General features: G+C 42.9%; 19 protein-coding genes, 2 riboswitches and 1 other annotated feature. Of the genes, 2 read left to right on the forward strand and 17 right to left on the reverse strand.

All coding sequences use genetic code 11. The features are described 5' to 3' along the window. Positions 1 to 309: 309 nt before the first annotated feature. The 3 genes from GOP56_RS09355 to GOP56_RS09365 all read right to left on the reverse strand — a co-directional run bounded on the left by GOP56_RS09355 (position 310) and on the right by GOP56_RS09365 (position 5,706). Positions 310 to 1,818, reverse strand: a complete 1,509-nt coding sequence (locus tag GOP56_RS09355; RefSeq protein ID WP_035318693.1) for an amino acid permease — start codon at positions 1,816 to 1,818, stop codon at positions 310 to 312. Between the two features lie 114 nt (positions 1,819 to 1,932). After that, a riboswitch (Lysine riboswitch) is annotated at positions 1,933 to 2,121 on the reverse strand. 91 nt (positions 2,122 to 2,212) lie between these two features. After that, entirely contained in the window at positions 2,213 to 3,391 is a 1,179-nt protein-coding gene (locus tag GOP56_RS09360; protein WP_163245429.1) for a DUF418 domain-containing protein, read from the reverse strand. Between the two features lie 53 nt (positions 3,392 to 3,444). Continuing rightward, entirely contained in the window at positions 3,445 to 5,706 is a 2,262-nt protein-coding gene (locus GOP56_RS09365; RefSeq protein WP_163245430.1) for a DNA topoisomerase III, read from the reverse strand. A gap of 208 nt (positions 5,707 to 5,914) precedes the next feature. On the opposite strand from GOP56_RS09365, the gene GOP56_RS09370 reads away from it, so the two are divergent. Both GOP56_RS09370 and GOP56_RS09375 read left to right on the forward strand, forming a co-directional pair. Continuing rightward, entirely contained in the window at positions 5,915 to 6,835 is a 921-nt protein-coding gene (locus tag GOP56_RS09370) for an NAD(P)/FAD-dependent oxidoreductase (RefSeq protein ID WP_163245431.1), read from the forward strand. 1 nt (position 6,836) lies between these two features. Further along, positions 6,837 to 7,313 carry an NUDIX domain-containing protein gene (locus tag GOP56_RS09375; protein WP_022584312.1) on the forward strand — a complete coding sequence of 159 codons (477 nt, stop codon included), beginning with the start codon at positions 6,837 to 6,839 and terminating at the stop codon, positions 7,311 to 7,313. Between the two features lie 203 nt (positions 7,314 to 7,516). Here GOP56_RS09375 and GOP56_RS24375 read toward each other — a convergent pair whose 3' ends face one another. The 14 genes from GOP56_RS24375 to GOP56_RS09440 form a co-directional block, all read right to left on the reverse strand. Continuing rightward, positions 7,517 to 7,621 (reverse strand): putative holin-like toxin, encoded by a 105-nt coding sequence (locus GOP56_RS24375; RefSeq protein WP_309303873.1) that lies wholly within the window; start codon positions 7,619 to 7,621, stop codon positions 7,517 to 7,519. Positions 7,622 to 7,932: 311 nt separating this feature from the next. Beyond that, a complete protein-coding gene (locus GOP56_RS09380) occupies positions 7,933 to 9,183 on the reverse strand; it encodes a M20 family metallopeptidase (protein WP_003336728.1) in 1,251 nt (416 codons plus the stop codon). Between the two features lie 24 nt (positions 9,184 to 9,207). Next, complete coding sequence (locus GOP56_RS09385) at positions 9,208 to 10,401, reverse strand: amidohydrolase (protein ID WP_163245432.1); 1,194 nt, start codon at positions 10,399 to 10,401, stop codon at positions 9,208 to 9,210. 54 nt (positions 10,402 to 10,455) lie between these two features. Next, positions 10,456 to 10,755, reverse strand: coding sequence for a DUF3899 domain-containing protein (locus GOP56_RS09390; RefSeq protein ID WP_101668745.1), 300 nt, complete (start codon positions 10,753 to 10,755; stop codon positions 10,456 to 10,458). A 192-nt stretch (positions 10,756 to 10,947) separates the two neighbouring features. Beyond that, positions 10,948 to 12,573, reverse strand: a complete 1,626-nt coding sequence (locus tag GOP56_RS09395) for a peptide ABC transporter substrate-binding protein (RefSeq protein WP_163245433.1) — start codon at positions 12,571 to 12,573, stop codon at positions 10,948 to 10,950. 30 nt (positions 12,574 to 12,603) lie between these two features. Beyond that, positions 12,604 to 13,596, reverse strand: a complete 993-nt coding sequence (locus tag GOP56_RS09400; protein WP_163245434.1) for an ABC transporter ATP-binding protein — start codon at positions 13,594 to 13,596, stop codon at positions 12,604 to 12,606. A 3-nt stretch (positions 13,597 to 13,599) separates the two neighbouring features. Continuing rightward, complete coding sequence (locus GOP56_RS09405) at positions 13,600 to 14,613, reverse strand: ABC transporter ATP-binding protein (RefSeq protein ID WP_003336722.1); 1,014 nt, start codon at positions 14,611 to 14,613, stop codon at positions 13,600 to 13,602. Positions 14,614 to 14,628: 15 nt separating this feature from the next. Next, positions 14,629 to 15,582, reverse strand: coding sequence for an ABC transporter permease (locus GOP56_RS09410; RefSeq protein ID WP_096886016.1), 954 nt, complete (start codon positions 15,580 to 15,582; stop codon positions 14,629 to 14,631). Between the two features lie 3 nt (positions 15,583 to 15,585). Continuing rightward, complete coding sequence (locus tag GOP56_RS09415) at positions 15,586 to 16,512, reverse strand: ABC transporter permease (protein WP_096886014.1); 927 nt, start codon at positions 16,510 to 16,512, stop codon at positions 15,586 to 15,588. A 183-nt stretch (positions 16,513 to 16,695) separates the two neighbouring features. Next, positions 16,696 to 16,797: riboswitch (SAM riboswitch) on the reverse strand. A gap of 166 nt (positions 16,798 to 16,963) precedes the next feature. Beyond that, on the reverse strand, positions 16,964 to 18,454 hold the full coding sequence (locus tag GOP56_RS09420; RefSeq protein ID WP_163245435.1) for an MFS transporter: 1,491 nt from the start codon (positions 18,452 to 18,454) through the stop codon (positions 16,964 to 16,966). A 43-nt stretch (positions 18,455 to 18,497) separates the two neighbouring features. Then, positions 18,498 to 19,619 (reverse strand): mandelate racemase/muconate lactonizing enzyme family protein, encoded by a 1,122-nt coding sequence (locus GOP56_RS09425; protein WP_163245436.1) that lies wholly within the window; start codon positions 19,617 to 19,619, stop codon positions 18,498 to 18,500. Between the two features lie 15 nt (positions 19,620 to 19,634). Continuing rightward, positions 19,635 to 20,414 carry a TraR/DksA C4-type zinc finger protein gene (locus GOP56_RS09430; protein WP_003336716.1) on the reverse strand — a complete coding sequence of 260 codons (780 nt, stop codon included), beginning with the start codon at positions 20,412 to 20,414 and terminating at the stop codon, positions 19,635 to 19,637. Positions 20,415 to 20,565: 151 nt separating this feature from the next. Beyond that, a complete protein-coding gene (gene ileS, locus GOP56_RS09435) occupies positions 20,566 to 23,346 on the reverse strand; it encodes an isoleucine--tRNA ligase (RefSeq protein ID WP_174250717.1) in 2,781 nt (926 codons plus the stop codon). Between the two features lie 117 nt (positions 23,347 to 23,463). Continuing rightward, positions 23,464 to 23,713: a binding site (T-box leader), on the reverse strand. An 82-nt stretch (positions 23,714 to 23,795) separates the two neighbouring features. After that, entirely contained in the window at positions 23,796 to 24,278 is a 483-nt protein-coding gene (locus GOP56_RS09440) for a DivIVA domain-containing protein (RefSeq protein ID WP_003336713.1), read from the reverse strand. Positions 24,279 to 24,298 lie beyond the last annotated feature (20 nt).

A 24,298-nucleotide genomic window follows, 5' to 3' on the forward strand; every position in this document is an offset into this window, starting at 1 on the left:
TCTGCTTAACTCATTGCTTTTAAGTATAAAAGAGCTTGCCTTCAAATCATGTCGAACGCTGAACGCATAACTTTTCTTCTTTTGTCGATACCAGCTAAAACGTTCGGCATAGAGAATGCTAGTTCGACAAACTTTTTATATTTACTAAATTTTTTTAAAAGAAAAATCGATGGACAAGAAGCTTACGAGGAGTGGAAACGTTCAAGAAGCATAGAAAAAACCACTCACAAGCCTCAGAATTTCTTCCTTTTGCTTGAGAAGTGGTTTTTCCTGTATTGATTACTATGAGCAATATAAAAGGACTACAAGCTAGTCTCTTACATGTGCACTGCTAAAATCACAATCGTGCAATTTCACAACCTTTGTTTTCTTAATCCATTTGTATCCCAACCATAAAGCAAGGAAGATCGGAATGCCGATATAGGATACCATCATAGCGTACCAATCAATTTTATCTCCAATAAATGCCTCGTAATTCTGCCCCATAATCACAACGATGCACAGTATAAAAGCAAATAGCGGACCGAATGGGAACCATCTTGCTTTAAAAGGCAATTCACTCAAGCTATGCCCTTGCGCTACAAACGCTCGACGGAAGCGATAGTGGCTAATTGCAATGCCCAACCAAGCAATAAAGCCAGACATACCAGAAGCATTAAGCAACCATGCATAAACAACCCCATCGCCAAAAAAAGAAGCGAAGAAAGCAACCATCCCAACTGATGCTGTCATTAACAAACAGTAAATCGGAATACCGCGGCGGTTTAGTTTTGTAAAAAATTTAGGTGCTTTCCCATCCTTCGCCATCGCCCACAGCATACGTGTAGAAGCATACATACCAGAGTTACCCGCGGATAATACAGCCGATAAAATAACAGCGTTCATCACAGAGGCAGAAAATGCCAAGCCTGCTTTTTCAAATACCATTGTAAACGGGCTCAGAGCAATCGATTCTATTTCTCCACCTACCAGATTCGGACTAGTGTAGGGTACCAGCAAGCCAATAACTAAAATGGCAAAAACATAGAACAACAGAATGCGCCAGAACACTTGCTTGATGGCTTTTGGGATATTTTTACGCGGATCGTCGCTCTCTCCTGCCGCTACCCCGATTAATTCTGTACCCTGAAAGCTAAATCCAGCAATCATAAATACACCAAGGGCTGCCATAAAGCCGCCATGGAATGGAGCGTCGCCAATGGTAAAGTTCGTAAAGCCTACAGCCTCTCCGCCCATGATGCCAAAAATCATTAAGATACCAACTACCAAGAAAATAATAACTGTTGCTACTTTAATCATCGAGAACCAGAACTCTGACTCCCCATATCCTTTTACAGATAGATAGTTTAATCCAAACATAAAGGCTAAAAATAAGCCGCTCCATAATAAGGATGAACTGTTCGGGAACCAAAATTTCATTAAAAGCGTAGCGGCAGATAACTCGGCTGCAATCGTAATAGCCCAGTTATACCAATAGTTCCATCCTAATGCAAAGCCAAGAGCAGGATCTACAAACTTTGTTGCATAGGTACTAAAAGACCCTGACTCCGGCATATAAGCTGCCATTTCACCCAAGCTGGTCATTAAGAAATATACCATAATACCAATTGCTACATATGCTACAATCGCACCACCAGGGCCTGCTTGAGAGATAGCTCCACCACTTGCTAGGAATAAACCCGTACCAATAGAACCGCCAAGAGCGATCATTGTCAGGTGTCGAGCCTTTAGACCGCGCTTCAATTCCTGAGGCTGTCCTCCATCCCTAGTTGTCGATATGTTTGTTACACTTTCATTCCCAGTTGTTGCTTGAGACATAAAAAAACACTCCTTATCTTTTCAAAGATACGTGCAAGGAAGGAGTGGGAATATAAAAAATCCGTCATTGTAGAATCTGTCGACGGATTTATACGTAACCCGCATCATACCTTCCATGAAGATAGCACAACACGCTTATTCGGCAAATAAACGTGACAGTTCTGTCCCTTTCGGAAACAGCCCCAGCCTGTACATCACAGAGTCTTTGTACAAGCTTCGGCGGTCTTTCCTTTCTGATGGAGTCTACAACATCTCTGGGTCTCGTCCAGCATACTCTTAAATACCGCAACCTCTACCTCACCAGATATGATGAGGATTTTATTATTTTATTAAAAAAGATAATGCCATTATAGATGATAAACCATTAGATTTCAACTAGTTTTTTGCCTTCTATCTATGATCGTTCACGGGTTTGTTGCTTCAGCCGTAGTGGCTGTTTTTGCATATAGGTTGCACATCGCCACAGCCATTCCATTGGTCCAAAGGCATACTGAGATAACCACCATTTACTAAACATGATCTGTAATAGATAGATCGTAATACAAAATATAAATCCAATCCATAGCGGAATTCCTGCCGTATTAGGAATAAACAGGGAAAACAACAGGACTGTGACCAATGTCTGCAATAAGTAATTGGTTAATGCCATGCGCCCCACATATGTGAAGCCTTGCATTTTTGCTCGAAAACGTTTGTTTTCCAGAAGCAGAACAATCGATACGAGATAAAAGACGAACAAAGTTTTCCCCGTCAATTGAATGTACTTTTGAATTTCTTCAGACACATAGACTTCATGGCTGAAATAATAACGAAACATCGGAATAAACAATAGAATCGTTACTACCAGACTGACAATCTGAGTGATGCGCAATCCACGTTTCCATTCATGCACACGTTGAAAAAAGTTGATCTTTCCTGCACACAATCCCAACAAAAAAAGTCCTAGTAATTCAGGAATATAGATAATTACATTGAGAATCTGGATGCCACTTAGCATTTCATAGCGTTGACTTACTTTTTGTGTATAATCCTCTAGTCCATTAAACCAAGGAGCTTCTAGTAGCACTGTTTGATCTAAATCAATATCCCCGGAATAAGCAAACCAGATAAACAACATAAACAGAGCCATTAAAAAAATGCTCCACACAAACAAGGCTGATGCCTTCTGACGATAAAAAAATAAAAGTAAAAAGCCCACTAATGCATACATATGTAAAATATCACCGTACCACAAAAGCAGAAAATGCAGGCATCCCAGAAGAAACAGCACAACTAGACGCATCGAAAAAAGGGACCTCATCCGCGACCCTTTCGCTTCTGCTCTACTCATAAATAGATAGAACCCCAATCCAAATAAAAAGGCAAACAAGGAGTAGAATTTTGTCTGGATAAATAAGTCATAACCAAAACGAAACACGGCATCGACGCCTTGGGTATATCCTCTTGTGTCAAGCGGTTGGATTCCTAGCATAGCTGGTAAGTTCACCAGAAATATACCCAGGATCGCAATGCCTCTAACGGTATCAATCGATGTTATTCGATCGTTAACGGAAATCGGTCTTGCTTGATTCATACATCACACCCCCTTTCTTTCTTGTTTGTTACTTTGCCTACTTTTATTCTTTTCTACTCAGTAGAATATAGCGCTTCTGTAATCTTTTTCCCTTTCGTTGCTCCTGAGCTTGGTTTTTTATACTCCTTAGCACCCGAAGAAGCTGTTTTTGCTTCAAATTCGAATTGGAATTGCGCTTTCTCTATATCCCATTTCAAATAGGCATCAAACGTCTTGTCACCTTTTTTAAAGCCTTTTATTAATCCGCTTTTTCCTTGCTCCATCAGTTTTTTCACATTGGTGGCAGACAAGGATTTGCCGAGTAATTTTTTCGGTAAAGTGATTTTACACCCCGTCTTGTTATACTGATCACAGCCATAGAAATTTCCTTTATCTACAATCGAGCCCTTACATCCAGCACAAACCGCTATCTTTTTCCCTAGAGTAAACGTAGAGGCTTGCTTAGGCATCGCCTCGATATCCATACCGGAAAAGTCCCATGTAGCAGATTGCTCGGTAGCATCCTGAACAATCTTGTACGCTAATTTTTTGACTTGCTCCATAAATTCCTGCGCCGAAGCCTGCCCCTGCCCAATTTCGGCCAACCGTTGTTCCCAGCGAGCCGTCATCTCTGGAGAAGCGAGAATCTTATCTCCAATGGCATCAATTAATAAGCTTCCCTTCTCTAGGGCAAATACTTGGTTTTTCTTCACCTCGATATACTTGCGATCCTTTAACATGGTAATAATACCCGCTCGTGTAGCCTCTGTACCAAGCCCCTCGGTTTTAGACAAAACCTTTTCCCACTCGCTATTCTCTAAATGCTTACCTGCGGTCTTCATTAGCGTAATTAATTGACCCTCTGTATAGCGTTTCGGCGGTTGGGTTTTGCCCGCTTTGACTTTTACACGGCTTACCTTCCCTGTTTCATTTTTTTCAACAGGCGGCAGTAGCTTTTCTTCATCCTTATCCTTGTCGTCCTCGTCCTGACCTTGAAATAACACGGTTCGCCAGCCTGCTTGCACCTGACATTTTCCCTTACTGATAAAGGTTGCTCGCCCATCCACCAAGGTAGTAATCGTAGTATAGTCAAAAATCGCCGGCTCATAATGAGCAGCGATCAAACGACGTGCCACCAAATCATAAATATGGCGTTCATCAGCAGAGAGCTTGTCCAAATGAGGCACCTGCTCGGTAGGAATAATAGCGTAGTGGTCCGTTACCTTCTTTTCATTTACATAGCGTTTGTTATTTGCTACTGAATGAATTGGCGCAGGAAAGAATGATTGAAATTCCTTCTTTTTAGCCAGCTTGGACAAAATTTCTGGAAAACTCTTAGCTTCTCCTGGTGTAACAAAGCTGGAATCAGAACGCGGATAAGATAAAAATCCCTTCAAATATAATTGTTGAGCTACATCCAACGTCTTTTTAGGCGAAAACTTAAAAATCTTATTAGCGGTTGCCTGCAAGGATGAGAGATTAAATAGGAAGGGTGGCAAAAATTCCTTGCGTTCTTTCTTAACCTCCTGCACACTAGCAGGCTTTTTCTCACAGAATTGAGCTATGCGTGCAGCCATTTGCTCGTCAAACAGGCGGGATTCTCCGTCCTTTTGCCAAATCCCCTCATATTTCTTTCCTTCTATGGTAAAGGAAGCAATCACTTCCCAGAATGGCTCTGATTTGAAATTAGCAATCTCCTTTTCCCTTTTGACAACGAGTGCTAGAGTAGGAGTCTGTACACGTCCTGCAGAAAATACATCCGAAACACCCTTTTGCTTAAAGAGAATTGTATAAATCCGAGAAGCATTCATACCAATAAGCCAGTCTGCACAGGAGCGACTGTAGGCCTCATAATACAGATTACGAGTGTGTGTTTCGTCTAATACATGCTCAAATCCCTCCACAATTGCACGATCCGTCAAGGAGGAAATCCATAGTCTTTTCATTGGCTTTTTTACACCAGCAAGCTCGATAGCCGTACGAATAATGAGTTCACCCTCACGCCCTGCGTCACCCGCATGAATGATTTCTGTGACATCTGAGCGTTTTAGCAGTTGTTTAATGATCGTAAACTGCTTGGCCTTTGATTTCATTACCTGATAGCGAAAACGTTCCGGTATCATGGGCAGTGTCTCCATGCTCCACTTTTTCCAAGTAGGGTTGTAATCTTCTGGTGGAACTAATTCGCAAATATGTCCGACAGCCCAAGTCACCAATGCTCCCTGTGGAAATAAACGATGTGGAGCGATTTCAATATATCCTTGTTGTTTTTTATGTGCAAATGGGCTGGAGAGCTTTGAGGCCTGATCAGGTTTTTCAGCGATAATGACTTTCATGTAAACGGCTCCCTTTTATCAATAGCTTTATTCTTCTGATCTAGTAAAAAAACTGTTTTCTAGTTTACCGTGTTTTGCCCGCTTAGACAATCTCATTGTAGGAGGAATCCATTGTGGTTTTAGGAACATGCTTGCTTAATGTATCCCCCAGTGCAGTGATATTTGTTATAATGAAGAGAAGCAACCATCTTAGCAAGAAGCGGGGGAAATGAAATTGAAACATGTTCAAGTGCTGATCGTTGGCGCTGGAATGGCGGGTATTTCCACTGCGATTTGGTGCAAACGGCTTGGGCTTTCTTGCCTCGTAATAGAACAAAGCGATTCGCTTGGCGGTCAAATTCACTATATTCATAATCGCATTTGGGACCTCCCCCCCAAACTATATGCAAATGGAGAGGAATTGCTGACAGACTTACGCGAAAGTGTGCAAGTATTGCAAATCCCTATTCGCTATCAAGAATGCCTGCGTAGCATTGATTATCAAACCAAAATGATACATACAGATCAAACCTCGTATCAGGCAGATTATGTAGTTGTTGCCACAGGGGTGAGTCCTGTTCACTTACCACAGCTTGCAGAGGTTTCGGCCCATGTGTTAGGTCCAGAGTTTTCTACATCCTCGGGGGCTCATTTATTAGATCAAAAGGATATTCTGGTGATTGGCGGTGGAGATCGTGCCTTAGAAAGTGTCTGTAATCTGTCCGCCTACGCACATCATATTTGGCTTGCCGTCCGTAATCATCAATTTCGCGGTCGACAAGAATGGGTACAAAAAGCCACTTCACTACCTAACGTGACCATTTGGATGGAAACGGAGGTAAAAGCGGCACAATCAAAGGGCAATAGATGCTCTGTTGATTTACAAACGCACAACCAAGAGATACATCGCTTGCAGGTTGACTGGATTTTACCTCGTGTTGGTATCGCTGCTAATAGTAGCCCGGTGGCAGAATTAGTGGATAAAATGGGCGGATTTCTAACGGTTGATGAGCATCTGCGCACTGCTCATGAATGGATCTATGCCATTGGAGATATTACAAATGGAAGTGATTATGCTAGTCTTTCACTTGCCATCGGTCAGGCTATGAAAACCGCAAAACACATTGCTTTGCATGCCAAGGAGGCCTAACATGGACACTTTTTACGATACGACAGGCGTACCCATGACGTTAAGCTTTGACCCGGCGGAATTTCGAGAGGAGCAGGCTAAGCACGTCCTCGTCTTTCCTTTTTATCAAGGCAAGCTTTTATTCACGATCCATACCAAACGAGGATATGAGCTTCCCGGTGGCAAAGTAGAGCCCGGCGAGTCAAGCATTGCCGCTGCCATTCGAGAGACGTACGAAGAAACAGGCTATCACTTATCCGCCATCAAAAAAATCGGTCAGTATACGGTCGGAGATTCGATTGTGAAAGATATTTATGTAGCAGAGGTGGAACGACAGGTCGCTTCTATTATAGAAGGATCGGTTGGCGGGGCATTTATCAGTGATAAAATTCCAACAGCCGAGGAGTTGCGTTCAGATGAGCGATATAGCGCTTTTGTAAAAGACGATGTCTATCCACTGACCATCGCTCATTTACGTGACTTAGGCTATATCAAATAAACTAAGCGTAGCGTCTTTTCAGGACAGGCTTAGTCACCTTGTCCCTTTTGTGTTAAAATGTAGTTACTTGCATATGGTAATATAGAAAAAGCCGTGAGTGTTGCCGCACTCACAGCCTTCTACAATAGTTGATTCTCTTCGATGAATCAGCTCATCAGCTATAGACAAGAAATGACCTCCTGTGCTTTGTGCACAGCATGAGGTCATTTCTTTTTCAGGTAGGTTAACAAAGCTAACAGGAACATCCCAAACATAAACATCAGGGACAGCGCTTGATAAACCTCCATGTTCTCACCCCCCTCTGGCATATCTTTTCTAGGGGTGAGCCGACCACCTTTGAGATAGGAAGCTATTGTAGTAGGAAAATTATAACATATCCCCGTCACAACAGGATTACATTTCTTAGTATTTTTTGAGGAAATTTATTTTTGCACAATTTTCACCTGAATTGGCATGAATTTTAACAGAATCAAATCTTACCAGCATTGTGCGAGATGGGATAGCGAATAACCTTAGTACGAAATTTTATAAATATACGCTATGCTCTTCCACTTTTAGCACGGCTTGACAAAAAACTGTGATCGTTACATATAAAAAAGCAGGAGCTGCCCCCAGTCGCTTACGACTGTAGGGCTAGCTCCTGTTTTCGTTGAAAGAATTCTTGTTTAATCTCTGTCAGCACAGCCTCGTTCGTCATTAGGGTAAAACCTGTCAAAGCCAATACCTTAGCGCCCACAATCAGTGCCGCGTCACCCTCTGGGGATTTGGCTGCTTCACGAAACGCATCTGTATGACAGACCAACTCTTCTGAGCCAATTTTAATATAGGGATGAATGGTTGGGACCACGTAGCTGATGTTTCCTGCATCGGTAGAGCCAAGACCCGCCTGATGACGCGTATCTACCAAATAACCAAACCGTTCCATTTGCGCTTGAAACACTCCATCAAACGTTCGATTAAGCACCATATCATCTACTTCATTTTGAAAAGCAATAATATTGACAGTCGCACCCGTCATACATGCCGCTCCTTGGGCAATCTCCTTGATTCTTTCCGTCACTTTCAGGCAACTGTGACGCGTTGCCGCACGAATATAGAATCTGGCCTTAGCATATTCAGGTACAATATTCGGTGCGTCTCCCCCATGGGTAATAATTCCATGAATACGGACATCAGCCGTCACATGCTGACGCAGAGCATTGATCCCATTGAACAAATGAATAACAGCATCCAGTGCGTTGATCCCTTCTTCTGGTGCAGCCGCTGCATGAGCCGCCTTGCCAATAAATTCGAAATCAAGCGGAATGACAGCGAGGGTTGTCCCCGTAATACGATTGTGACTAAATGGGTGCACCATCATACATGCGTCGATTCCTTTCAGCAAATCATGTTTAACAAAGCTGCCTTTTGCACTGCCGTTTGGACCGCCCTCCTCCGCCGGCGTTCCTAACACTACCACCTCTCCACCGGTCTCTTGGAGCGTTTCACCCAACGCTATAGCTGCAAGCACACTTGTTGTCCCAATAATATTATGGCCACACGCATGGCCTAGACCTGGCAGGGCATCATATTCAGCTAAATATCCTAGCGTAGGTCCTGTTTTCTCCCCTACCTTTTTACGTGCAAGAAAAGCTGTAGGATGACCAGCCACCCCTTTTTCAATCTGAAAGCCCGCCTCTTCTAATAATGCTGTTAATACCCCTTGTGCATACACTTCCTCATTGCCGATCTCTGGATGCTCATGAATCGCATGACTAACCGAAATAAATTGCTGCTTGTTTTGTTCTACGTAGGTAATGATTCTATTTTCCAGCTCTGACTCAGTGCGATCCGTCCCCATCTGGACGGCCTGTGTTTGATCTACCTTCATCATAATTCACCTGCTTCATTTTGCTTAGTTTTCTACACGCTCATACACCAGTTCACCATTGATAAATGTCTTTTCTACTTTATTTTGTATATGAAACGGATGCCCGCTCCAGATAACCACATCAGCATCCTTTCCAACCTCTAAAGAACCAACACGTTCTTCTACCCCTAGATGCTTGGCAGCTTGCAGTGTAATAGCTTGCCAAGCTAACGCTTCATCCAAACCATCGCTTACAGCGTGCGCTACACTGGTCACTAAGTATTCGATACCTACAACAGGATGATCTGTGGTTATGCTAAAAGGTACACCTGCTTTTGCCAAGGCAAGATGGGTATGGAAGCCTTTATCTGCTAGCTCAATTTTGGAGCGTGAGGAAAGAGTAGGCCCCACGGAAACACTGACCCCTTTATCTATTAAGAAATCCGCGATTTTATGCCCCTCTGTGCAATGCTCGATTGTGATTTCAATATGAAATTCCTCTGCTAAGCGAAGTGCTGTTACAATATCATCAGCACGATGAGCATGGGCACGTAAGGGAATCTCTCGCTTCAACACCTTTACCAGATTTTCTAGGCCTACATCACGTTTCACGGCCTCTCCTTTTTCTTTAGATTCCAAATATTCTTGCGCCTTTATAAATTCCTGGCGAAACAATGCAGCAGTCCCCATCCGTGTAATAGGTGCCTTGTCCTTAGCGCCAAAGACACGCTTGGGATTTTCACCAAAAGCTGCTTTCATTCCAGAGGGCTCACGAACAATCATGTGATCGACAATCGTCCCTGCCGTCTTTAGGACAACCATCTCGCCACCGATCACATTAGCGCTGCCCGGCATGGATTGAACAGTTGTTACACCTGCTTTTCGAGCCTCAAGAAAGCCTCGCTCAAAAGGGTTAATTCCATCTAACGCTCTTACATATGGTGTCACTGGTGAGCTCGTCTCATTATAATCATGCCCTTCTCTTCCGATACCCTCCTCATGAACACCAAGATGTGTGTGTACATCAATAAGTCCCGGTGTAACATATTTTCCTTCTGCATGGATTGTAACGGACTCCTTGTATTGATTTTTTAGCTGATTGATTTGCTCTGCAATCTCTTCTGTTTTCCCTACCGCCTTAATTTTTCCTTCTGCCAATAAAATACTGCCTGAATCAATTTGTTGCCCATTGCCTAGGATGATAGTAGCGTTTGTAATGATTGTTACTGCTTCTGACATATGTATGCTCCCCTTTTCGTTACGTATTTTGCTCTACTTATTAACTATATGGTGTCATGACAACTGGATGCCAGCCCAAATCAGCGATAGGATGATCAAAAGCATCCCTGCCACTAACAGGAGCGCCATCAGTTGCCTTGCTCGTTTTCGTTTCCATTCTTGCAGATTTGTATCCTCAGACATCTGTTCGTCAATTTGCTGAAGTGCCTTTGACTTTTTAAATAGAGTGCTACCTAATAGATAAAATCCCTTCATAAACGTGGCAAAAAACTTGCTTATCCATACATAAATAATCGCTCCTCCCAGCACTAGGAGTAAGCCTGTTAGAAACAGCGTATCCATAATTGTATCCATAGTAATCTCCTTCACTGGTGAACCCTTTATCTTGCTGGTATTGGCTGAACCATGTTTGCTATTCTATTGTTCTCTAGTCTTTAAGCATGTGTTTTGTATGAAAAAAGAGGGTCTGCTCCTCTTGGGGCAGAAGCAGACCTAAGATGTCAGGTATACGTATAAAAGCATTTACTCTAATGCTAGCCCTACTTGCTACTCTGCTCCTTTTTTAGCCCAACGCAAGTCTGGATTCTTATAAACACTGTATGTGACGTCCTTTAAGGTTTTGGTATTTAAATAGTTCTGTGAATAGAAGAAGAGTGGAAGCACAGGCAAGTCTTGCATGAAAACATCTTCAGCCTCATGTAGGTATTGATTACGCTTTGCTTCATCTTGTTCTACTTTGGCTTTTTCCATTAACTCGTCAAATTGTGGATTGACCCATTTCGCTTGGTTATTCGGACTCTCGCCTAGATAGTAATCAAGCATTGCAACCGGATCAAGGAAAGAACCAACCCAGCCCATGCGAGCCATCTGGAAGTTACTTTGTTTGTAGGTATCAATGTAGGTTTTCCACTCTTGGTTTTCTAGCTTCACATCGACGCCAAGATTATTTGTAAACATTTGTTGCAGAGCTTCGGCTACCTTTTTATGGTTTTGTGCATTATTGTACTTCAATGTGACCGCAGGTAGTTTACTCCAGCCCTCTTCCTTCATCCCTTCAGCCAATAGCTTCTTCGCTTCAGTTGGATCAAACGTGAAATAAGTTGGCTTTTCTTTACGGAAATCAGAACCAGCCGTTTTAACACCCTGTGGCACATAAGCGAATGCTGGTGTTTCACCTGCCTTAGTCACATTCTTCGTCAATTGATCACGATCGACAGCTAAGGCAAAGGCGCGACGGATTTTAGCATTTGTAAATGGCTCCTGCGTCACATTAAAAGTATACAGATAAGTCCCAAATTTAGGTAGACTTACATATTCCGCATTGTTCTTTTCTTGTTCGATAGCATCGATTGGCAACGTATCAATGATATCTAGCTCACCTGTCTTGTACATTTGGTAATAAGTAGTTGCATCTGGCACCATTTTGAAATGTAGTGTATCCATGCTAATATTCGATTTGTTCCAGTAGGTTTCACTCTTTGTTAGCGTTAATTGACTGTCATGTTCCCAGCTAGCTAATTGATAAGCTCCATTAGATACGAGGGTATTTGCTTCTGCTACCCAATTTTTATTTCCTTCCACAACCTTTTGATTTACAGGGAAGTAAACATTATTCATCATTACTTTTGGGAAATAGGAAGTAGGTGCATTCAGCTCCACTACCAATGTTTTGTCATCTGTTGCCTTTACTTTCACATCTTCTAGCTTACCTTCCCCTTTATTATAGGCCTCTGCACCTTTTATATAATACAGATAAAATGCATTAGTAGCCCCCGTCTCTTTATGTAAGACACGCTTCCAGGAATATTCAAAGTCCTTGGCTGTCAGAGCATCACCATTAGACCATTTCGCATCGTCACGAATCGTGAAGGTATAGGTTTTTCCGTCTGGAGAAATCTCTACTTTTTTAGCAGCTCCCTCTACCACATTTCCTTCCTTATCAAAGGCATATAGCCCCTCATATAGATGATCAATAATCCAAAAGGATTTCGTATCCGTCGCAATGGCAGGATCAAGTGAATATGGTTCACCTGCCAAATTTACTGTCAATTCCTGTTTAACACTAGCTCCTGCTTCAGGCGTACCCGCTGTACCTGTTTGATTTCCACAAGCAGTCAGAGTTGGTACTAGGAATAATAGAATGGCCAACGCTGGCGATAAAAGTTTTTTCACTGATGGTTCCTCCTCGTTATCTCTCTTTTCTTACTGGTGCAAGTGGCAAGCCGTCCAATGATCCGGCTTCACCTCCCTCCACTCTGGTTTAGCTTCTCGACAGATCGGCATTGCAACAGGACATCTGGTGGAAAACGGGCATCCGGCTGGTGGTTGCAACGGACTTGGTAGCTCACCTGTTAACACGATACGTTCTTTCTTAGCCTTTTTTGCTGTTGATGATACTGGGATCGCCGACAACAAGGCTTGTGTGTATGGATGAAGCGGCTCCTGAAATAATGTCTCACTGTCTGCAACCTCCATCATCTGACCCAAATACATGACGCCGATCCGATCGCTGATATGCTTCACCATCGCCAAATCATGTGCGATGAATAAATAGGTTAGTCCTCGTTCCTGCTGTAAATCCTCTAATAAATTGACAATCTGTGCCTGAATCGAGACATCTAAAGCGGAAATAGGCTCGTCTGCCACAATAAAGGTAGGCTCTACTGCTAAGGCTCGGGCTATCCCGATTCGCTGTCTCTGTCCTCCGCTAAACTCATGAGGATATCGTTTTGCATGTTCTGGTCGCAAACCTACTTTTTCTAAAAGCTCATAGATACGCTCTGTACGTTTAGCCCCTTTCGCAATGCCATAAGCATCCATCCCCTCTCCGATAATGTCACCTACTCGCATACGCGGATTTAAGGAGGAGTATGGGTCTTGGAAAATCATTTGCATATTCCGATTGAATTCACGCTTTTCCTGCCGACTATAGGTGGTGATGTCTTTCCCTGCAAAGTGAATTTGTCCATCTGTAGGCTGGTACAATCCGACCGCTGTGCGTCCCAGCGTTGATTTCCCGCTTCCGCTTTCGCCCACCAGTCCAAAGGTTTCGCCTGCTTTAATAGACAGCGTAATGTCATCGACCGATTTCACTGTTTGCTCAGAGCCTAAGGAAAAGTATTTTTTTACATTGCGTAATTTCAACAGAGTTTCAGATTGTTCTTTTTCTTCTGTAACTTCTAAGCTTCGCACCATTTCTCACTCCCTCCCTGCTACTCTACATTCTTGTTGGCGTGGAGCCCTTGGGTCATGCAGCCAGCAGTTCGCCTGATGTGTAGCTGAAAATGTGGTCGGTTGCGGGAGATGATCCAGGCAAATTTCCATCGCATGTGGACAGCGAGGAGCGAATGGACATCCTTTTGGCGGAGCAAATAAATCTGGTGGTGCTCCATCAATCGGGACTAATCGATGCTTCCCGGCTTGTTCCAGCTTTGGCACCGAGTCTAATAGCCCTTTTGTATACGGGTGTCCCGGCGATTCAAATAACTCATCGACTGTCCCTGTTTCTACGATTTTTCCAGCATACATCACTACCACCCGCTGAGCCACTTCTGCAACGACTCCTAAATCATGCGTGATCATAATGATCGAGGTACTGGTTGTTTGTTGTAATTCAAGCAGCAAGTCAAGAATTTGTGCTTGAATGGTCACGTCCAATGCGGTTGTTGGCTCATCAGCGATCAATAGCTGTGGATTACAGGCAATCGCAATCGCAATTACGACCCGCTGGCGCATTCCTCCCGAGAATTCATGCGGATATTGATGATAGCGCTTCTCTGCTTCTGGGATGCCTACTTGCCGCAACAGATCAATCGTTTTTTGCTGTGCCGCCTGTTGGGAGAGCCCTTGGTGTTTTCGTAAGCCCTCCGCAATTTGCTTGCCGATTTTCATCGTAGGATTTAGTGATGTCATTGGGTCTTGAAACACCATTCCTATTTTAGAACCCCTAATCTCCTGCAATTCCTTTTTAGACAAACCTGTCATTTCCTGTCCAGCAAAGCGAATAGAGCCTTCTGTCCTAACACCGCTTCCTGCCTTAACCATCCCCATGATTGCCTGCGCTGTAACTGATTTGCCACAGCCGCTCTCACCGACGATGGCTACCACCTCTCCTTTGTCCACATAAAACGAAATCCCACGAACCGCCTTAACCTCACCGCCATATGTCGTAAACCCAACTTCCAGCTCATCTATCTCTAGCAAATGTCCCATGATTATCCCTCCCTTCTACTTTTTACTTTTAGGATCAAGTGCATCCTGTAAGCCATCTCCGAAAGCATTAAAGGCAAACATCGTTAGTGAAATAGATAAGCCCGGGAAAAACAGTCTCCACCACTGGCCATTTAAAATCACGCCTATACCATCATTAGCCATCGTTCCCCAGCTAGCACTCGGTGCTTGTACCCCTAAACCAAGAAAGCTTAAAAAGGATTCAGCAAAGATCGCCTGAGGTATCGTAAAAGTCAGATTCACGATGATAATTCCTAAGGCATTTGGCAACAGATGCTTCCAAATAATTTTGGCGTGTGAGGTTCCTAGCTTTTCGGCCGCTAGTACAAACTCTTGTTGTTTTAACTGCAAGACCTGACCACGTACCAAACGAGCCATGCCAACCCAGCCTGTAACAGAAAGGGCGATAATGATAGTGGACAGTCCAGGCTCTAGCACCACCATCAATAAAATCACAACCAGTAAATAAGGAATGCCATATAAAACCTCGACAATACGCATCAGGATGCTGTCAATACGATCCCCTACCCTACCGCGTCCTGCCATATAACCCGAGACTCCACCGACAGCTACGCCAATCAATAAGTCGATGGTTGCTGCGATACAGCCGATAAAAAGAGAAATCTGTCCACCTGCCCAGGTGCGCGCCCACATATCTCGTCCTAAATCATCTGTCCCAAACCAATGAGTACCGGAAGGCTTGAGATTTCCAAGCATCAAATCTTGTTTTTCTGGACTGAAGGCTACTAGATGTGGACCGATCAGCGAAAGCATGACCACAAGGATTAATAAACTGAAACCAAGCATCGCCAGCTTGTTTTGTATGATTTTTCGTAGCATTTCTTTGCCATAGCTTAGGCTAGGACGATCTATCTGATGCTTCTCAAAAACTCGTTTATCCACAGGTCGAAAAAGATGATCTTGTTCAGAATGCAGTGAAGATTGCGCCATCTGTTAGTCCCCCTTGCTCGTTAGCTTAATTCTTGGGTCCACCAGTCGGTATGACACATCGATCAAAAACAACGACAAGATCAGGACCGTGCTATAAAAAACCGTTGTTCCCATCACAACTGGGTAATCACGATTAAAGATGCCATCTACGAAATACTTGCCAATGCCTGGAATGGCAAAGATTTTTTCAACTACAAACGTGCCCGTAATCAGCGCTGCAAACAACGGACCGATAAAGGTTAACACTGGTATCAAGGCGTTACGAATGCCATGCTTTACCACGATTGCAAACGTAGGTAAGCCTTTTGCCTCTGCCGTCTTCATGTAATTCTGACTAAAAACCTCAAGCATGCTAGCCCGAACAAAGCGGGCGATAATAGCCATAGGACCGACCGCTAATGTAACAGACGGCAGGATTGAATGTTTCCATGATCCCCAGGAGGCAGCCGGCAAAAGCTTCCACTCAACCGCAACTAATTTGATTAGCAGTGGAGCCAGGATGAAGCTTGGGACAGAAATCCCTATGATCGCAATAAACATCGAAACGTAATCCAACCATTTATGATGATAAAGGGCTGCGATAATTCCTAAGGAAATACCAAGAAATAAAGCTAAAAATAACGCTTGTAGACCTAGTGTTGCCGATACAGGAAATCCAGAAGCAATCAATGTATTTACATCACGTGATTTTGATTGTATGGAAGGTCCTAAATCCAACTGGGCCAAATCCTTTAGATATAACAAATATTGCTGTGCCATTGGTTTATCCAGATTATATTTTTCCCGCATATTTTGGACGACATCAGCCGGCAGCATTTGCGAATCAGTAGCAAATGGATCACCCGGTATAAGATGCATAATGACAAAGGTTAGTGTCACAATAATCCATAATGTTATGAGCATGGTACATATTCTTTTTAACAGATACATACGTAAGTTCCCCCACTTTTCTCTAATACCCTATTTTTATATCGGAATACTTGGTTATATGCTTGCAAGGATACATTTTTTCCTCTTTGACCGCCCTTTGTGATTCATTTGTCTGTGAAAAACCTATGCAAAAAAGCCCTTCTCTCTAAGAAGAAGGGCTTCATGTCTATGTATCTGCCATTCTCCTTATCTCTCAGAAATACTTCTGCTGGATTTAGCACCTTTTGAATGAATCAAGGTTGCCGGGTTTCATAGGGCCAGTCCCTCCACCGCTCTTGATAAGAAGTTGTTATAAAATTATCGGATTCAATTTATACATTATCATATCATCGTTACTTGAAATGTCAATAGAACCACCCTTGTTTTTACTTTTGTTTATTTTTGTTAGCAGTCATTTTTTTATAGAAATAGTAGAATACAAAAAAACCTCCAAAACCTGGAGGCTAAGCATCTATTTCGTTTTGTCTTTTTCTTTTTTGGTAAGTAGCTTTTCAAACAAATCTCCTAGGTCAAAACCCAGTTCCTTTTTCAATTGCTCCTGTTTTTGCTGATCTTTTGTTTCCTCTCGCATTTCTAATAACAAAGTCATCTCATCCAAAGCCTTCTGATCCAAAAGATTCTTTTCCTTGGCAGAGGATTCGGCTTCACTTTTAGTACCTGCTGATTTTGACGAATCCATTGAATTCCCGTCTGCTGAAGATTCCTTTTTAACAGTTCCCTCCTGCGAAGCTCCTTGAGAATTGCTGCCCTTTTGCGGCGTTATAGTAAAAAATGCAATTATAGCAAATAGTAACGTGACAGAAGCAATCGAATAAAACATAACTTTCGTCGAAAATCCCAATAACCACGTAAAAATCGGAGGCCCCAACGCTACTCCTATAAACCGGACACCATTATACAAAGACGTAATCATACCACGCTCTGTCTTTGTAACCGCTCCAATGATCATAGAATTGAGGCAGGGCAGAATCATGCCGGTTCCTACGCTACCAAATACAAGAATTCCTATTAAGAAGTACACGTTAGAAACAAAGCTTGCCCCAGCATAAGAAATGGTCAGTAAGAGCATCCCTGCAATAATAAAGTAGCGCATTACCGTTAGTCTCTTTTTAATAATAGCTCCTGTTATAAATGCCATAATGCTCAGAGCCAGCAGGGGAATAGCTAAAAAGGCACCTTTTAGAATACCATCAATCTGATAGGTCTCCTCCAATAAATCCGATAGATAAAAAAGCACACCAAATAGCGTAGACAAGCATATGCTACCAATAAAAAAGGCTGGAATGAGCCATTTTCCATTTTGTTTAAATATCTGGCCAATCGAGCCAAGGTACTCTTTAACTGATTTGGGTTGCTTGTTTTGCTTCTTTTCCTTTACCAATAGCAAAAAAATAGTTAGAACTACTGCACATATGACCGGAAAAGCTAAAAAGACTGCGTACCATGTCCATAAGGCGAATAGAGCGCCTAAAATTGGGCTTAACACTTTACCCAACCCGTTAGAGGTTTCCAATAGTCCAAGCGCTTTACTTTCGGAGGCACCATCAAATAAGTCTCCTACTAAAGCCATAGCTATGGGTGATGTTCCCGCTGCACCTATTCCCTGTAACACCCTTCCACAAATAATTAACCAGTAGGGATTGGTTAACCATAGGGACGCTAAGCCTGCAAGCAATCCGCCTGCGCCATATAACGTTAAAGCGATCGTTATGACCACTTTGCGATTAAATCGGTCAGATAGATAGCCAGCCAATGGAATAATGATTCCGGCCGCAATAGAAAAAGCAGTAATTAAAAAACTGGTTTGAAAAGAAGTTAAGTGCAATTCCGATTTCATTGTTGGCAATATGGGAATTAACATTGAATTTCCAAGTACCATAACCAATGGAACACCTGTTAATCCTATGAGGTTTTTCTTGTTATTTTGCGCTTGAGCCATCATACGTCCTCTTTTCTTAAACGATCAACGTAATCATGAAATGTACTTAGGCCTGATATATACTACCATCCCAGCTATAGTGTGCTAGGATGTCGGTATCGATCTCTATACCAAGTCCCACTCCTTTTGGCAGCGTAACCATCCCTTGGTGCGGAGAGAGAGGAATTAGTTTGGCAAAGGGATTTTCCATGATATCCCATTCAACTGGTTCGATTTCATCTCCTGTCATCTTGCTCCATGCAGGCAGACAGGCTTGGGCAAACAATGCATACAGCCTTGTTAAAGCACCATCAAATACATGTGGGGACACACGATAGCCAAAACTACGCACAGTTGATAGCGTATGTCGATACCCATCGATTCCGTCCTCATGCATCGGGTCAGGCTGGGCAATATCAATCGCTCCAAGCTGGCATAGATTGTGAAAATCCCTTACATGCAAGAGATTTTCTCCACCTGCTAATGGAATGGAAAGCTTAGATCGCAATAAAACATAATCATGCAAGCGATCCATCGGCATGGGCTCCTCTAGCCACAACAGATTCCTCCATTCTGAAAAAAGCTGCTGCCATGCTCCCACACTAGCCACATCATAGCTCTGATTTGCATCCAAGGCAAAAGACATTTGAGAGTCAAGCTTAGCCATTAAGAGCTTCACGTGAGCTTGGTCCTCTTTTATTGTTCTCCCGCCAATTTTAATTTTGGCCATTCGAAAGCCATCAAGTAAAGCCTGTTCTACTTGTTTACAAGATTGCTGCTCCCAGTAAGGTGTATCCCGATACGATTGCAATGAAGCATAGACAGGTATGGTGTCCCGCCACATTCCTCCGTATAAATCGCATATGGGGAGCCCACCACTTTTACTCAAAATTTCTATTAAGGCCATGCTAACGGCAGTAGCGGCTCGTTGATGCCACTTTTTCACAACAGTGACCAGCTTGTTTCTCTTTGTTGCCTGCTTACCAATTAAATAGGGAATAATTCGTTTGCGAAAGCCCACCTCCAGCGTGGGTAACCAATCAATACATTCCCCCCACCCTTCCAGTCCCGAGCATGTCACGATTTTAATCATGTAACAGGAACGATACTTTTTGTAGCCATTTGCATCCCCATAAGGCTCACGTAACCGGTGAAGGCAAGGGTATGTCTCGATCCGTTCGATAATCAACTAAATACCTCCATCTTACAGGTTGCTAAGATCATCAATATCCTCATCGGCTTCCTGCTTAGCTAAATCATCTAAATACTGGTCATACGATATGAATATCCCTTTTCCCTCGTTTTGATCCATGTATCGATCATACGTATGGCTCCGCATAAAATGAACACTGTCTGGCCCATGATAGCCATACATATCGGTGTAACCAATCTGCTCCACGGCTTCTACATAACCATCAGCTTCATCTGCCTCAATATACATATGGTTATAATCTGTTTTATCCGTGTCTTGGAAAGAAAAGGGCGTACTGGAGGTTCCCCATGATTCAACAATTTGCCATGCATCTTCGCCATCGAAGGAATTTGCTTCTTTTTCATCCAGCGAAGTTCGTCCAAAGGCTGGTTTCATAAACTGCTCCTCAACGGGACGCTGATTGTTAACAGCTGGAGATGGAGCATGTTCTTTGCATGTTAGTGCTTGCGGCAGGGCTTCTAATCTTTCGGCTGGAATTTCTTTTCCGCAGACAGTACAAATGCCATATGTTCCTGCATCCATACGCTCTAATGCTTGATCTATCTCGCCTAATGTTTCCCGATCCAACTGGTACAAGGCAATATCCTTTTCCCGCTCAAACAATTCAGAAGCAATGTCTGCAGGATGATTATCATAAGTGGAAAGCTCGGAGGTAGTTTCACCCATAGTGCTTTTCATACCATAGTGATCGTTCTCCTCTAAACGTTTTGTTATGCTCTCCCTCTCATCCAGGAGTCTCTGCTTAACATGAGCCAGCGTCTGTTTATCCATCTGGACACCATCCTTACTTAAAAGTGTAGAGCTCTCGTTTTGGTAGTATGCCCCACAAAAAAACGTTCTTACTAGGGAATTTTTTTCCCTAATAAGAACGTTCTTTGTAAAATCAATGTAATTCGCTTGGAAACGATGTGACCAAGTAAATTTACTCCGTCACATGTGAAAAGTGTTCGTCAACAATCGTAGCACAACGCTCGCATGTAGTTGGGTGCGATTCCACTGTGCCTACATCTTCTTTTACGACACGGCAGCGTTCGCATTTTCCACCTTCAGCTGCAAGGACAACTACGGAAATGCCTTCAAGCTTAACAGCCTCCGTAGGTGCCTCCGTGCCAGCCTCATGCATTTCAATATCAGCTACAATAAACAGATCTGCTAAATATTCCATATCCATCAGCACTTGATATACTTCCTGCGTGTGTGGATAAAGAACTAATCTAGCATCGACGGAATTACCAAATACTTTGTTGCGGCGCGCTTCTTCCATTGCTTTTAGCACTTCATCGCGCACCTCTAAGAAGGACGTCCATCTTGCCTGCTCTTCTTCGCTGAATAAATGCTGTTCATTTACTTCCGGCATATCGGTAAGCTGTACACTCGCCTCTGTTACACCTGGAATAAACTGCCACACTTCATCTGCTGTATGCGGGATGATCGGTGATAACAATTTCACTAGGTCAAGCAAGATATCATACATAACCGTTTGTGCTGCACGACGCTCTTCGCTATCTGGCGCTTCAACATACAAACGATCCTTAGAGATATCCATATAGAAAGAAGAAAGCTCGATCGTGCAGAAGTTATGCACAGTTTGATATACAGTATGGAATTGATATTCATCGTATGCTTTGCGTGTACGTTTTACCATTTCTGCCGCTTTTGCCAGCATAAAGCGATCTAACTCAGGCAGGCGATCGTACTCTACTCGATCTTTCATTGGATCAAAGCCAGCTAGGTTACCAAGCAGGAAGCGGAACGTATTACGGATTTTACGATAAACCTCTGCATTCTGAGCAAGAATCGCATCAGAGATACGGTGGTCTGATTGATAGTCCACTGAGGATACCCATAGGCGTAAAATATCAGCACCTAGCTTGTCTGTTACTTCTTTTGGAACAATCGTATTACCAAGTGATTTGGACATCTTGCGTCCTTCACCATCTAATGTGAAACCATGGCTTAGGATGCTTTTATATGGTGCCTTGCCATGAACAGCTACTGAAGTAGATAAAGAAGAGTTAAACCAGCCGCGATATTGGTCAGAACCCTCCAGATATAAATCAGCAGGCCAGCTTAGATTGTCGCGTTGACGCAATACTGCTTCATGGGAGGAACCTGAATCGAACCAAACATCCATGATGTCTGTTTCTTTACGGAATTCTTTGCAGCCGCAATCGCAAGTCAATCCTGCTGGAATTAGATCAGCCGCTTCACGGGCAAACCACACGCCAGAACCTTCTTTAGCAAACAAGTTAGCGATATGATCAATAGTTTGTTCATTGATAATTGGTTCGTTGCATGCTTTACAATAGAAGATTGGAATTGGTACACCCCAAACACGCTGACGTGAAATGCACCAGTCATTGCGATCTGCCACCATATTAGCAAGACGTGTCTCGCCCCAATGCGGAGTCCATTTCACCTCTTTAATAGCTTCAAGCATTTGGCTACGGAAGCCTTCTACCGACGCAAACCACTGCTCTGTCGCACGGAAAATGATTGGTTTTTTCGTACGCCAGTCATGTGGATAGGAGTGAGTGATGAAGCTTAATTTTAACAAAGCTCCGTTTTCCTTCAGTTTTTCAGATACCACTTTATTAGCATCTTCATAGAACAAGCCTTCGAAGCCTGGTGCTTCCTGTGTCATCTTTCCTTCATGATCGACTGGGCATAGTACTTCGATATTATATTTCTTAGAAACGTTAAAGTCGTCTTCCCCGTGTCCTGGTGCGGTATGAACACAACCTGTACCAGCGTCTAATGTAACGTGATCACCCAAAATGATTGGGGAAATACGGTCGTAGAATGGATGCTGTGTCTCAATTCCTTCTAAATCAGAGCCTTTAAAGGTTTGGACAGTCTCTACTTGCTCCCAGCCAATTTCTTTTGTTACGGATTCTACTAGACCAGAAGCTACTACATATTTATTTCCATCTGCAATCACTACACTATATTCCAGATCGGGATTTAGTGAGATAGCCTTGTTAGCTGGGAGTGTCCAAGGAGTAGTTGTCCAGATGATGACACCCGTATCCTGATCTAATTTACCTTTTCCATCCTTCACCATGAAACGCACGTAGATCGAAGCAGAACGCTTATCATGGTATTCGATTTCTGCATCTGCTAATGCTGTTTCAGAGGATGGAGACCAGTATACGCAACGCAGACCTTTATAGATATAGCCTTTTGTAGCCATGGCACCAAACACTCGAATTTGGGCTGCTTCATATTCAGGCAGCAATGTTACATAAGGGTTTTCCCAATCGCCACGAATACCCAAACGTTTAAATTGATCACGTTGTTTATTTACATAGCTCCAAGCGTATTCTTCACAACGTTTACGGAAGTCGTTTACTTCGATGTTGCGGCGATCTAATTTTTGTGCGTTTACAATCGCTTGTTCAATTGGCAAGCCATGCGTATCCCAACCTGGAATATATGGAGCATAAAAACCAGCCATGGATTTGTAGCGTACGATAATATCCTTTAATGTTTTATTTAAAGAATGACCAATATGGATATCTCCGTTCGCGTAAGGAGGGCCATCATGTAGAATAAAGCTTGGGCGATCCTTAGTACGCTCCAAAACTTGTTTATAGATGTCCATTTCTTCCCATCTTGCTTCTACTTCTGGCTCACGAACTGGCAAATTTCCACGCATCGGAAATTCGGTTTTTGGAAGGTTAAGCGTTTTTCCATAATCGATACTCATCTGTATTCACTCCTTGATTATAGTTACGATACCAGTTTTATTGCCGGGTGATTACAGGCTATTTAGCATATACAGCTATTTTTTTCCAACAAAAAAAGCCTTTCTAATCCCCGTAGGGACGAGAAAAGCTTCCCGTGGTACCACCCTAATAAACATGATATGGCAAGTTGCCCTGCTGTTTCATGTCCACTCATTTCATTCGTAACGTGAATGTAACGCTCACCTACTCACATCATGCTGGACGCTTTCAGGTATGAACTCCTGGGTGATTTTCGAGGAGCAGCTCCGTCCAAGCTTTCACCACCGCCTGGCTCTCTGTTACGGATGTTGGCACCTTTACTATCCCGATCATCGTTGTTTGATATATGGGTAAAAACTGAATAAAAACTTGCTATACATTATAATTCCATCTTTGACAGAACGTCAATGCTTTATTCCGTTAGTTATCCTTCATAGGAGGAATCCATTTTTTGCAAATCGTCCCAATCGCCATTTTCCAGCATTTCCAATTGTGCTTCAAGCAATGTGCGAAAACGCATGCGATAGACAGAAGCGCGTTTTTTCAGCTCTTCAATCTCAATTGCTACCTTGCGTGATTTAGCCAAGGCTTCATTGATAATTCGATCGGCATTTTTTTCAGCTTCTTTTAAGATAAGCTGTGCTTCCTTGCGAGCATTGTTTCTCACTTCTTCTGCTGTTTCTTGAGCAACTAGGATTGATTTGCTCAAATTCTCTTCTAAGTTCTTATAATGGTCCAAACGCTCTGTTAATAGAGACATACGCTCTTCGATTTCCCTTTTTTCCTTGATCATAAGCTCGAAGTCTTTTATGATTTGGTCCAAGAACTCATTGACTTCATCCACATTATAACCGCGGAAACCGGAACTAAATTCCTTGTTATGTATATCAAGAGGCGTTAATGGCATAGACAGTTCCTCACTTTCCC

The sequence above is a fragment of the Brevibacillus sp. 7WMA2 genome (genome assembly GCF_010748895.1).
GTDB lineage: Bacteria > Bacillota > Bacilli > Brevibacillales > Brevibacillaceae > Brevibacillus_B > Brevibacillus_B halotolerans.